10 protein-coding genes and 1 other RNA gene are annotated in these 12,067 nt (G+C 70.6%); 7 read left to right on the forward strand and 4 right to left on the reverse strand.

The window, feature by feature from the left end; genetic code table 11:
* The first annotated feature begins 37 nt into the window (after positions 1 to 37).
* The 6 genes from QZH52_RS26585 (at position 38) to htpX (ending at position 6,405) form a co-directional block, all read left to right on the forward strand.
* Positions 38 to 1,300 (forward strand): putative DNA modification/repair radical SAM protein, encoded by a 1,263-nt coding sequence (locus tag QZH52_RS26585; protein WP_301813696.1) that lies wholly within the window; start codon positions 38 to 40, stop codon positions 1,298 to 1,300.
* Positions 1,300 to 2,772, forward strand: a complete 1,473-nt coding sequence (locus QZH52_RS26590; protein WP_301813697.1) for a UdgX family uracil-DNA binding protein — start codon at positions 1,300 to 1,302, stop codon at positions 2,770 to 2,772. The genes QZH52_RS26585 and QZH52_RS26590 overlap by 1 nt, the downstream gene beginning before the upstream one ends.
* On the forward strand, positions 2,769 to 3,809 hold the full coding sequence (pyrC, locus tag QZH52_RS26595) for a dihydroorotase (RefSeq protein ID WP_301813698.1): 1,041 nt from the start codon (positions 2,769 to 2,771) through the stop codon (positions 3,807 to 3,809). Before QZH52_RS26590 ends, pyrC begins: the two co-directional genes overlap by 4 nt.
* Positions 3,806 to 4,597: an NYN domain-containing protein gene (locus QZH52_RS26600; protein ID WP_301813699.1), complete on the forward strand. Its 792-nt coding sequence runs from the start codon at positions 3,806 to 3,808 to the stop codon at positions 4,595 to 4,597. The genes pyrC and QZH52_RS26600 overlap by 4 nt, the downstream gene beginning before the upstream one ends.
* A 10-nt stretch (positions 4,598 to 4,607) precedes the next feature.
* Complete coding sequence (locus tag QZH52_RS26605) at positions 4,608 to 5,378, forward strand: DUF3025 domain-containing protein (RefSeq protein ID WP_301813700.1); 771 nt, start codon at positions 4,608 to 4,610, stop codon at positions 5,376 to 5,378.
* A gap of 151 nt (positions 5,379 to 5,529) precedes the next feature.
* A complete protein-coding gene (gene htpX, locus QZH52_RS26610) occupies positions 5,530 to 6,405 on the forward strand; it encodes a protease HtpX (RefSeq protein WP_286533987.1) in 876 nt (291 codons plus the stop codon).
* Here the strand turns inward: htpX and QZH52_RS26615 are convergent, their stop codons facing one another.
* The gene (locus QZH52_RS26615) at positions 6,406 to 8,070 is read right to left on the reverse strand and encodes an NAD(P)/FAD-dependent oxidoreductase (protein WP_301813702.1); all 1,665 of its coding nucleotides are present in this window, start codon (positions 8,068 to 8,070) and stop codon (positions 6,406 to 6,408) included. It abuts the gene before it with no gap.
* Between the two features lie 137 nt (positions 8,071 to 8,207).
* Positions 8,208 to 9,128 carry a cysteine synthase A gene (cysK, locus tag QZH52_RS26620; protein ID WP_301813703.1) on the reverse strand — a complete coding sequence of 307 codons (921 nt, stop codon included), beginning with the start codon at positions 9,126 to 9,128 and terminating at the stop codon, positions 8,208 to 8,210.
* A 72-nt stretch (positions 9,129 to 9,200) separates the two neighbouring features.
* Here cysK and rnpB point away from each other — a divergent pair.
* Positions 9,201 to 9,539, forward strand: an RNA gene (rnpB, locus tag QZH52_RS26625) — RNase P RNA component class A.
* 66 nt (positions 9,540 to 9,605) lie between these two features.
* On the opposite strand, the gene QZH52_RS26630 is transcribed toward rnpB, so the two are convergent.
* Entirely contained in the window at positions 9,606 to 10,316 is a 711-nt protein-coding gene (locus tag QZH52_RS26630; protein WP_301813704.1) for an RNA pseudouridine synthase, read from the reverse strand.
* Entirely contained in the window at positions 10,313 to 11,998 is a 1,686-nt protein-coding gene (locus QZH52_RS26635) for an MBL fold metallo-hydrolase (protein ID WP_301813705.1), read from the reverse strand. Before QZH52_RS26635 ends, QZH52_RS26630 begins: the two co-directional genes overlap by 4 nt.
* Between the last annotated feature and the right edge of the window lie 69 nt (positions 11,999 to 12,067).

Raw genomic sequence — 12,067 nt, forward strand, 5'->3', positions numbered from 1 at the left:
AGAATACTGTTCATTCATCCAGTATTCGGCGCCGACCATGGACCTCCAGCAGAAACTCGCCATCCTCGCCGACGCCGCCAAGTACGACGCCTCGTGCGCGTCCAGCGGCACGAGCAAGCGCGACTCGCTCGGCGGCCGCGGCATCGGGTCGACCGAGGGGGCCGGCATCTGCCACAGTTACGCGCCCGACGGCCGCTGCATCTCGCTGCTCAAGATCCTCCTGACCAACCACTGCCAGTACGACTGCCTCTACTGCGTCAACCGGGCCTCCAGCAACGTGCCGCGCGCGCGTTTCCGCGTCGACGAGGTGGTGCAGCTGACGCTCGACTTCTACCGCCGCAACTGCATCGAGGGGCTGTTCCTGTCGAGCGGCATCATCAAGTCGCCCGACCACACCATGGAGCAGGTGGTCGAGGTGGCCCGCGCCCTGCGCGAGGACCACGACTTCCGCGGCTACATCCACCTGAAGACGATTCCCGACACCAGCGACGAGCTGCTGCTGCGCGCGGGCCGCTACGCCGACCGCCTGAGCATCAACGTCGAGCTGCCGACGGCCGCCGGCTTGAAGGCGCTGGCACCCGAAAAGGACGAGGGTGCGATCCGGCGCTCGATGGCGCGGCTTCGGCTGCACATCGACGAGCGCGAGGACGACGCCCGCCGCGTGCTGCCGATCCGCGCGCTGCCGGCCGCGGCGCCTAAAGCCGCGAAGCCGCCCCGCTTTGCGCCGGCTGGCCAGAGCACGCAGATGATCGTCGGCGCCGACGCCACCGACGACCGCGGCATCCTGGCGTCGAGCGCCACGCTCTACGGCGCCTACCGCCTCAAGCGCGTGTACTACTCGGCCTTCAGCCCGATTCCCGATGCGGCGCGCGCCTTGCCGCTGCAGGCGCCGCCGCTGATGCGCGAGCACCGGCTCTACCAGGCCGACTGGCTGATGCGCTTCTACGGCTTCGCGCACGACGAGATCGTGGCCGCACCGGACGGGCTGCTGCGGCTCGACGTCGATCCCAAGCTCGCCTGGGCGCTGGCGCATGAGGAACGTTTTCCGGTCGACCTCAACACGGCGCCTCGGGAGTGGCTGCTGCGCGTGCCCGGCCTCGGCGTCAAGGCGGTCGCGAGCCTGCTGCAAGCCCGGCGCGTGCGGCGTCTGCGGGCCGAGGACCTGCAGCGGCTGCACCTGCCGGCGCGCAAGGTGCTGCCCTTCGTGCAGGTCGACGGCCACCGGCCCGCGGCGCGGCCGCGCGCGGTGCACGAGGCCCGCGCGCGCCAGGCGCGGCAGCAGCAGGCGCCGCTTTTCTGATGGCGCGCCACAGCGTGCGCCTCGACGGCGCGGCCGACCGCGAGGGCTTCCGGCGCGAAGCGAGGCGGCTGCTCGGGCAGGGTGCCGAGCCCTCGGAGGTCGACTGGTCGGACGACGACACACCGCGCGGCGCCACGGGCTCGCTCTGGGGCGACGAAGCGCCCGGCGCTCCCGGCCATGCGCCGGGAGCGCCGGCCGTGGTGCATGCGCCCGCAGGCTTCGCGGCGCTGTGCGACGAGGCCCTGCTGCACAGCGAGCCCCAGCGCTTCGGACTGCTCTACCGCCTGCTCTGGCGGCTGCTGCGCGAGCCGGCCCTGCGGCACGATCCCCTCGACCCCGATCTGCTGCGGGCGCAGCAACTGGCCCGAGAGGTCCGCCGGGACATCCACAAGATGCGCGCCTTCGTGCGCTTCACCCGCGTCGACGGCGAGCGCCATGTCGCCTGGTTCGAGCCCGAGCACCACATCGTCGAAGCCAATGCGCCCTTCTTCATGCGCCGCTTCGCCCAGATGCGCTGGGCCATCCTGACGCCCGAGCGCTGCGTCGAATGGGACGGCGCCGATCTGCGTTTCGGCCCGGGTGCCGACCGCCGCGAGAAGCCGCCGCCCGATGCCGGCGAGCAGCTTTGGCTGACCTACTACGCCCACATCTTCAATCCGGCGCGGCTCAAGCTGGCGATGATGCGGCGCGAGATGCCGCGTCGCTACTGGCACAACCTGCCCGAGGCGGCGCTGATCGAGCCGCTGTCGGCAACGGCCGGCGAGCGCAGCCGCGCCATGATCGAAGCGCCGCCGACGCCGGCCCGCCGCATCCGGGCGCCGATCCCGCTGCATCCGATGCCGGCGGAAGGCGCCGTGCCACGGTCGCTCGACGACCTGCGCCTTGCCGCCAATGCCTGCCGGGCCTGTCCGATCGGCGCCCTGGCGACGCAGGCGGTCTGCGGCGAAGGGCCGCCGCAGCCGGCGCACATGCTGGTCGGCGAACAGCCCGGCGACCTCGAGGACCTGGAGGGCCGGCCCTTCGTCGGTCCCGCCGGGCAGTTGCTCGACCAGGCCATGGCACACCTGGGCTGGCCGCGCGATGCGGTCTACCTGGCCAACGCGGTCAAGCACTTCAAGTACGAGCTGCGCGGCAAGCGCCGCATCCACAAGACGGCGGCCCAGCGCGAGGCCGAGGCCTGCGCGGGCTGGCTGGCGCACGAGATCGCGCTGGTGCGCCCGCGCGCGCTGGTCGCTCTGGGTGCCACCGCGGCACGGGCCCTGCTCGGCCGGGCGGTGGCCGTGCAGTCCGAGCGCGGGACTTGGCTCCGGGAGCGCAGCGACGGCCTGCCGGTCTTCGTGACCTTGCATCCCTCGGCGCTGCTGCGGCTTCCCGACGACCAGCGGGCCGACGCCTGGGCGCGCTGGCTGGCCGACCTGGTCCTCGCCCGGCAGCGGCCCGAGGGCCGCGCGATGGGACAATCGGCCCCATGACCACCCCCGCCGACACTCTCACGATCACCCGCCCCGACGACTGGCACCTGCATGTGCGCGACGGCGCCGCGCTCGAAGCCGTGCTGCCGCATTCGGCCCGCCAGTTCGGCCGCGCGCTGATCATGCCCAACCTGCGCCCGCCCGTGACCACCGCGCAGCAGGCGCTCGACTACCGCGCCCGCATCCTCGAGGCGCTGCCCGCCGGCTCCGCTTTCCAGCCCGTGATGTCGCTCTACCTGACCGACAAGCTGCCGCCCGACGAGATCGAGCGCGCCGCCGCGGCCGGCGTCCGCGCCCTCAAGCTCTACCCCGCCGGCGCCACCACCAACAGCGATGCCGGCGTGACCGACATCAAGAAGACCTACGCCACCCTCGAGGCGATGCAGAAGCACGGCCTGCTGCTGCTGGTGCACGGCGAGGTGACCGACCCGGCGGTCGACCTGTTCGACCGCGAGGCGGTCTTCATCGACCGCGTGATGATCCCGCTCCGGCGCGATTTCCCCGAGCTCAAGGTGGTGTTCGAGCACCTGACGACGAAGGAGGGCGCCCACTACGTGCGCGATGCGAATCGCTTCACCGCCGCCACGATCACGGCGCACCACCTGCTCTACAACCGCAACGCGATCTTCACCGGCGGCATCCGGCCGCACTACTACTGCCTGCCGGTGCTCAAGCGCGAGACCCATCGCGTGGCGCTGGTCGAGGCTGCCACCAGCGGCAGCGACCGCTTCTTCCTCGGCACCGACAGCGCGCCCCACCCGGCTGCGCTCAAGGAGCATGCGCTGGGCTGCGCCGGCTGCTACACCGCGCTGACCGCGATCGAGCTCTACGCCGAGGCCTTCGACAACGCCGGTGCGCTCGACAAGCTGGAAGGCTTCGCGAGCTTCCACGGCCCCGACTTCTACGGCCTGCCGCGCAACACCGACAGCGTGACCCTGCGGCGCGAAAGCTGGACCGTGCCCGAGACCGTGCCCTACGGCGACGCCACGCTGAAGCCCTTGCGAGGCGGCGAAACCGTGGCCTGGAGGCTCGCATGAGTCTGTCGCCACGCGTGATGCTGCTGGTCGACGCCGACAACGTGTCGGCCGACGTGATCGAGCAGGCGCTCGAACGCACCCTGGCCGAGCACGGCGCGGTGCATGTGCGGCGCGCCTACTGCAATGCAGAGACCGCACTCAAGCAGCAGTCGCTGTTCAAGCGGCTGTCGATCCGGCCGATGGTCAACCTGTCGGCCGGCAAGAACAGCACCGACATCGCGCTGGCGGTCGACGCCATCGACCTGGTGATCGCCGAGCGGCCGGATGTCGTGGTGCTGGTGTCGTCCGACTCCGATTTCGCGCCGCTGGTGATCCGGCTGCGTGAAAAGGGCTGCCGCGTCTGCGGCATCGGCCAGCAGGGCAAGACCGGCGAGGAGACCGTGGCGATCTACGACAGCTTCGTCGACCTCCAGCATCATTCGTCTTCGAGCAAGGCCGCCGTCGCCAGGCCCGCCGCCCGGCAGGCCGCCAAGGCGGAGCCCGCACCCAAGCCCGCCGCCAAGCGCACCGCGCGTGCGCCGCGCCGCACCAAGGCCGAAGCGCCCGCCCCGGCGCCGCGCGCCCCGGTGCTGCCCGATGACGTGCTGCACATCCTCGATGCCGTGGCCGAGCTCGGCATGGGCAACAAGGTCGAGCTCAACGTCGCGGCCGAGCGACTGCGCGCCGCCAAGCTGCTCGGCAAGAGTGCGAGTTCGCCCAAGCTGTTCAAGAAATACCCCGAGCTGTTCCTGCTGACCCCCGAGAAGACGCCCAACAAGGTCCAGTACATCGGGCCGATGCCGGCCTGAGGCGACGGCGATGGCTGCCGGCCTGGCCGTCGACGCCGCAGCGCCCTGGCTGGCGCCCTTCGTGCCCCGTGTGCAACGGGTGGCCGCAAGAACCGCGTCCGGCGCCGGCGTGGCCGAGGCGCTGGCGCGCGAGCCGTCGCCCATCGACCTGGCCGCCGGGCCGCTGCGCTTCGTCGCGGGCGACAGCGCGGGCGCCGAAGCCTACGAGGCCTTCATCTTCCGCACCGCCGGCGTGCCGACGCGCGACAACCTGCACGATCTCTTCAACGGCCTGGTGTGGCTGCGCTTTCCGCACGCCAAGCGGCGCCTGAACGAACTGCAGGCGGCGGAGATCGCACGCGCCGGCATCGGTGCCACGCGCGGGCCGCTGCGCGATGCGCTGACGCTGTTCGACGAGAACGGCGCGGTGCTCGACGCCCCGCCAGACCTGTGGGAGGCGCTTGTCGCGCGCGACTGGCAACGGCTCTTCGTCACGCGGCGCGACCTGTGGCGCGATGCCCGGCTGCAGCTGTTCGGCCACGCGCTGCTCGAGAAGCTCGCCGCCCCGCGCAAGGCGGCCACCGCCCATGTGCTGGTGGCGCCGGGCGCCAGCCCGTCGCTCGGCCCGGAAGACACAAGGATCGCGGCTGCGCTCGATCCCGCCTGGCTCGCCACCAAGCCCTTCGTGCCGCTGCCGGTGCTGGGCGTCCCGGGCTGGTGGGCGCCCAACGAGGCGCCGGCCTTCTACGACGACCCCTTCGTGTTCAGGAGCCCGCGGCCGCGGCGCGAGATTTCCTTCTGATTCCAGTTGGTATTCGGTGCTTTGTCAGCCCTGAGGGACTTAATCTTGCTTCCCACGGTTCCTCCTATGATGGCGCCCGAACCCTTGCAAGCCGGGTCGCGACCCTCATGTCCAGAGGCGGACACCCCTGTTTTCCCACGGAGAATCCAACTTGAAACGCATCCTTCTATTCGTCCTGACCAACGTGATGGTGGTCGCGGTCCTGGGCGTGGTTGCCAGCCTGCTGGGCGTCAACCGCTTCCTCACGGCCAACGGGCTCAACCTCGGGGCGCTGCTCGGCTTCGCCCTGATCATGGGTTTCGGCGGCGCGATCATCTCGCTGCTGATCAGCAAGCCGATGGCCAAGTGGTCGGCCGGCGTGCGGATCATCAACGACCCGCAGTCGCCCGACGAGGCCTGGATCGTGCAGACCGTGCGCAACTTCGCCGACAAGGCCGGCATCGGCATGCCCGAGGTCGGCATCTTCGAGGGCGACCCGAACGCCTTCGCCACCGGCGCCTTCAAGAACTCAGCGCTGGTGGCGGTGTCGACCGGCCTGCTGCAGAACATGACGCGCGAAGAGGTCGAGGCCGTGATCGGTCACGAGGTGGCGCACGTCGCCAACGGCGACATGGTCACGATGACCCTGATCCAGGGCGTGATGAACACCTTCGTCGTGTTCCTGTCGCGCGTGATCGGCTATGCGGTCGACAGCTTCCTGCGCCGCAACGACGAACGCTCGTCGGGTCCGGGCATCGGCTACTTCGTGACCACCATCGTGCTCGACATCGTGCTGGGCTTCGCCGCCGCCATCGTGGTGGCCTGGTTCTCGCGCCAGCGCGAATACCGTGCCGACGCCGGCGCCGCGCAGCTCATGGGCCGCAAGCAGCCGATGATCAATGCGCTGGCGCGCCTGGGCGGCCTGCCGCCCGGCGAGCTGCCGAAGTCGGTCGAGGCCATGGGCATCACCGGCAAGCTCGGCAGCCTGTTCGCCACCCACCCGCCGATCGAGCAGCGCATCGCGGCGCTGCAGGGCGCGCAGGGTTGATCAGCCGGCGCGCGCGGCCATGCTGCGCGCGACCGCTTCGGCGACCTTGATGCCGTCGACCCCCGCCGAGAGAATCCCGCCCGCATAGCTCGCGCCTTCGCCGGCCGGGTACAGGCCGCGCACGTTGAGGCTCTGGAAGTCCTCGCCGCGGGTCATGCGGATCGGCGACGAAGTGCGGGTCTCGACGCCGGTCAGCACCGCGTCGTGCAGGTCGAAGCCCTTGATCTTGCGGCCGAAGGCCGGGAAGGCCTCCCGCATGGCTTCGATCGCATAGGCCGGCAGCGCGGCGTGCAGATCGCCGGGCGTGACGCCCGGCTTGTACGACGGCTCGACACTGCCGAGTGCGGTCGAGGGCCGGCCGGCGATGAAGTCGCCGACCAGCTGGCCCGGCGCGCGGTAGTCGCCGCCGCCGAGCACGAAGGCATTCGATTCCAGCGAGCGCTGCAGTTCGATGCCGGCCAGCGCCGGGCCGGTGCGGCCGTCTTCCCAGCCCGGGAAGTCGCGCGGCTCGATCCCCACCACGATCCCCGCGTTGGCGTTGCGCTCGTTGCGCGAGTACTGGCTCATGCCGTTGGTCACGACCCGGCCCGGCTCGCTGGTGGCGGCCACCACGGTGCCGCCCGGGCACATGCAGAAGCTGTAGACCGAGCGGCCGTTGCTCGCGTGGTGCACCAGCTTGTAGTCGGCGGCGCCGAGCAGCGGATGGCCGGCATGCCGGCCCCAGCGGGCGCGGTCGATCAGGCCCTGCGGATGCTCGACCCGGAATCCGATCGAGAAAGGCTTGGCCTCGATGTGGACGCCGCGCGCGTGCAGCATCTCGAAGCTGTCGCGCGAGCTGTGGCCGAGCGCCATCACCACGTGGTCGGCGCGCAGCTCTTCGATCTTGCCGGTCTGCTGGTCGCGCACGACCAGGCCGCGCAGCGTCTTGCCGCCATCCGGGCCGTCCTCGAGCAGCACGTCGGTCACGCGCTGCTCGAAGCGGATCTCGCCGCCGAGCCGGACGATCTGCTCGCGCATGTTCTCGACCACCTTGACCAGCTTGAAGGTGCCGATGTGCGGGTGCGCGACGTAGAGGATCTCGGGCGGCGCACCGGCCTTGACGAACTCCTCCATCACCTTGCGGCCGAGGAAGCGCGGATCCTTGATCTGGCTGTAGAGCTTGCCGTCGGAGAAGGTGCCGGCGCCGCCTTCTCCGAACTGCACGTTCGACTCCGGGTTCAGCACGCTCTTGCGCCACAGGCCCCAGGTGTCCCGGGTGCGCTGGCGCACGGTCTTGCCGCGCTCCAGCACGATCGGCTTGAAGCCCATCTGGGCCAGCATCAGGGCGGCGAAGATGCCGCATGGGCCGAACCCGACCACCACCGGACGCAGCGGCAGCGCGGCCGGCGCCTCGACTGGTGCCTGCCAGGACATGTCGGGTGTGGCGCCGATGCGCGGGTTTTCGGCGAACTTCGCCAGCAGGCTGGCTTCGAGCGCCGGATCGGAGATCGCCACGTCGACGATGTAGACCTGCAGCAGTTCGGCCTTGCGGGCGTCGAAACTGCGCTTGAAGACCGTGTGGCCGGCCATGGCGTCGACGGCGATGCCGAGCGTCGAGGCGATGGCCTGGGGCAGTGCCGCCGCGTCGTGGGCGAGGGGGAGCTTGATTTCGGAGATTCTCAGCATGTCGTGGGCTTGTGTTTATCAAGCAGGGAAGGCCGATTATCGCGACGTAGGCCGGGCCGGGGTGGTTCGGCCGCCTCCAGTCAGTTGAGGACAGAGCAATAACTGCTGCGCAGTTTCTTGGTCTGTCCCGCAAGGCCTCACCCAGGCAGAAACCCCTCCACCGACAGGTAGCGCTCCCCGGTGTCGTAATTGAACCCCAGCACCACCGCGTCGGCCGGCAGCGAGGGCAGTTTCTGGGCGATCGCGGCCAGGGTCGCGCCCGACGAGATGCCGACCAGCATGCCTTCCTCGCGCGCGCAGCGGCGCGCCATCTCGCGCGCCGGCTCGGCGTCGACCTGCAGCACGCCGTCGAGCAGCGCGGTGTCGAGGTTCTTCGGGATGAAGCCGGCGCCGATGCCCTGGATCGGATGCGGCGAGGGCTGGCCGCCGGAGATCACCGGCGAGGCCACCGGCTCGACCGCGAAGACCTGCAGCTTCGGCCACTTTTTCTTGAGCACGCGGGCGCAGCCCGTGATGTGGCCGCCAGTGCCCACGCCGGTGATCAGCACGTCGATGCCATCGGGGAAGTCGGCCGCGATTTCCTCGGCCGTGGTGCGTTCGTGGACCTCGATGTTGGCCGGGTTGTCGAACTGCTGCGGCATCCAGGCGCCGGCCGTGCCGGCGACGATTTCCTCGGCGCGCGCGATCGAGCCCTTCATTCCCTTCTCGCGCGGCGTCAGGTCGAAGCTGGCGCCGTAGGCCAGCATCAGCCGGCGGCGTTCGACCGACATGCTGTCGGGCATCACGAGGATCAGCTTGTAGCCCTTCACCGCCGCCACCATCGCGAGGCCGATGCCGGTGTTGCCGGAGGTCGGCTCGACGATGGTGCCGCCGGGCTTCAGGGCGCCCGAGCGCTCGGCGTCCTCGACCATCGACAGCGCGATGCGGTCCTTGATCGAGCCGCCGGGGTTGGCGCGCTCGCACTTGATCCAGACCTGCTGCGTGGCGTGGCCGAAGAGGCGCTGGATGCGGACATGCGGCGTGCCGCCGATGGTTTGCAGGATGGTGTCGGCTTTCATTCGGTCTCCTTGGGGCCGGGCCCCGGGGTCGGAAAAAGGGGAGGAGCGCCATTGTGGCGATAATCCGCGGGTGGAGCACGCCGGACCGTCACTGGTGCAAGTCTCGAAAGAGCGCACTGGAGGAACGTCCGGACTGCACAGGACAGCGCAGGAGCTAACGGCTCCCCACCGCGAGGTGAGGATCAGAGCAACAGAGACGAGTCGGCCAGGGGCAACCCCGGCCGGGTGAAACGGGCAATCTCTGCGCGCAGCAACACCAAGTAGGCCAGCGTCGATGTGGTTCCGCAGAGCTGGCGGGTAGGTGGCATCGAGCCGTTTGGCGACAAACGGCCCAGAGTAATGGCGGTCACGTTCAGGTTCGCGCAAGCGGTCCTGGATGCACAGAATCCGGCTTACAGGCGTGCTCCACACTTTTTCTGATCAGTTGAGGACAGAGCAAAAACTGCTGCGCAGTTTCCTGGTCTGTCCCGCAAGGTCTCAGAACCGTTCGTTCGGCGTCAGATAGCGCCACTGCCCCGGCAACAACCCCGACAGCGGCACGCGCCCGATGCGGATGCGCTTCATCGCCAGGATCTGCAGCCCGGCGTCGTCGCAGATATGGGCGATCTGGCCCGGACGCGCGCCCTTCAGCGCGAAGCGCAGGCCGGTGTGGCCCTCAGCCTGCTGGCCGATGCTGACGCGCGCCGGCGAACGCTCCAGGCGGGCCAGCGTCTCGGGCCCGACCGGGCCGGCGACGTCGACCATCACCTCGTGCTCGATGATGCCGGCGTCTTCCTGGAGCTTGCGCTCGACCCGGAACTCCTGCGTGAACACCACCAGCCCGCTGGCACCGGTCTCCAGCGGCGTCATGCAGCGCTGGGCCGCCACGTGGCGCGGCAGGAAGCGCAGGCCGGCGCGTTCGGGTTCGTGGTGGTTGGCCGCCACCAGCAGCCGGTGCGCCGTCTCGGTCGCCATGCCGGCGGGCTTGTGCAGCAACAGCGTGACCGGCACCACCGGCTCGGGCCGGGCGCCGGATTCGATCTCGACCTGCTGGTGCGCATGCACCCGCGCCTGCGGCACCAGCGCCGGCCGGCCGTCGACCCGCACCGCGCCGTTCTCGATCAGCAGCTCGGCCTCGCGCCGCGAGCAGCCGGCCAGCGCCGCGACCCGCTTGGCGAGCCGGATCCCTTCGTCGTCGGCGTCCTTCATGGCTTGGCCATCTGCTGGATGCGCTCGACATGCGCCGCCAGCGAGCGCGCGGCCACCGGCCACATGCGCTCGGGCACGTCGTCGTAGGCCAGCGGCAGCCACTGCTCGGGCGTGCCCTCGGGCAACTGGCGCATCGCCGCGGCGATCTTGGCCTCGCGCTTCAGGCGGTGCGCCTTCAGGTGGGCGATGGCGGCGCGGGCCTCGCCCAGCACGTAGCCGTGCGCCGGCAGGATGAAGCCGATCCCGCCGTCGGCGCAGGCCGCATCGAGCTTGTCGAGCGAGTCGAGGTAGGCGTTCATGTTGCCGTCCGGTGGATCGACCACGGTGGTGCTGCCGTTGAGGATGTGGTCGCCCGAGAACAGCAGTCCGTCTTCTTCCAGCACCAGGCACAGGTGGTTGGCCGCATGGCCCGGCGTGTGGATCACGCGCAGCGTGTGCAGCGGCACCCGGGTCTCGCCGCTGTCGCTGATGGCCGGCGTGGTCAGGACCAGGCGCTCGCCGTCCTGCAGCACCCGGTCGGGCGTGAAGCGGGCGGTGGAGCGGGCCGTCGGCGCCGAGGCCAGGCCGAGGATCGGCGGGCTCGTCTTGCACAGTTTCTGCAGCGGCAGGGCCCCGGGCGAATGGTCGGCGTGCGAGTGGGTGCAGACGATCATCCGGATGTCGCCTTGGGTCGCGCGCCACAGCCGGCCGATGTGGTCGAAGTCGTTGGGACCCGGATCGATCACGATGTAGCCGCTGTCGGCATCGCCGACGATGTAGCTGTTGGTGCCGGGGCCGGTCATGGCGCCCGGGTTCGGCGCGGTCAGGCGCTGCACGTTCTTCAAGAGCGGCACCGCCTGTGCGCTCTGCCAGTCGAGCGTGTGGACGATCTGGCCGTCGGGGCTGACCAGCGCCAGTTCGCCGAAGGCCGACTCGGTCTCCATGTAGCGGGCTTCCTGGCCGGCCAGCCAGCCCGCGCGCGGACAGCTGGTCCAGATCGGACCTTCGCCGGCGGCGCGGTTGGCGCAGGCGTCGAGCACCGCGTCGACCGTCGGGTAGGCGACCATGCGCTCGAGCGTGCGCACGGTCGGAAAGATCATGAAGAAGCTGCCGGCCGCATGGCGCGCCAGCGCGTCGGCCGGCCGCACCCAGCAGGGTTCGAACTGCTCGGTCTCGTCGGCGGTCGGCGTCTGGCCCTCGGGCATGCGCGCCACCAGGAAGGGGACGTCGAAGCGCTTGGGCAGGTCGCGGTCGGTGATCCAGTGGGCGAAGGTGAACACCTTGTCGGTCGACAGCAGCAGGCCGCGCGCCACGCACTGGTCGGCGAAGGCCACCGTGGTGCTGGCGGTGCCGCGGTCCATCGCGGCGACTTCCTCGGCGCTCACCGGCCGGCCGTCGGGGTAGTGGGCCAGCAGCACGCCCAGTTCCTCGAAGCTCTCGCGGATGGCGGCGATGGCCTGCGTGAGCTGCACGCGGCTCTGGGTGCGGCGGCGCGTCGCGATGGCGCGCGCGGGGGTGTCGCCCTCGTCGATGCGCCCGCCGGGGAAGACGTAGGCGCCGGGCGCGAAGCTGGCGTCGGCGGAGCGCCGGGTCATCAGCACTTCGATGCCGTCGGCCGTGTCGCGCAGCAGCAGCACGGTCGCGGCGGCGCGGACCGGCGCCGGCTCGCGCTGGGGATGGAGGTATTGGGTGGGGCGTACCATGGCTCGCGATTATCGGGAGATCGGGCGCCGCGTGCGACGAGCGTCATGTGACACGCCTCGCGGCGGTGC

The sequence above is a fragment of the Variovorax ginsengisoli genome (assembly GCF_030486595.1).
GTDB classification, from domain to species: Bacteria; Pseudomonadota; Gammaproteobacteria; order Burkholderiales; family Burkholderiaceae_C; genus Variovorax; species Variovorax ginsengisoli_B.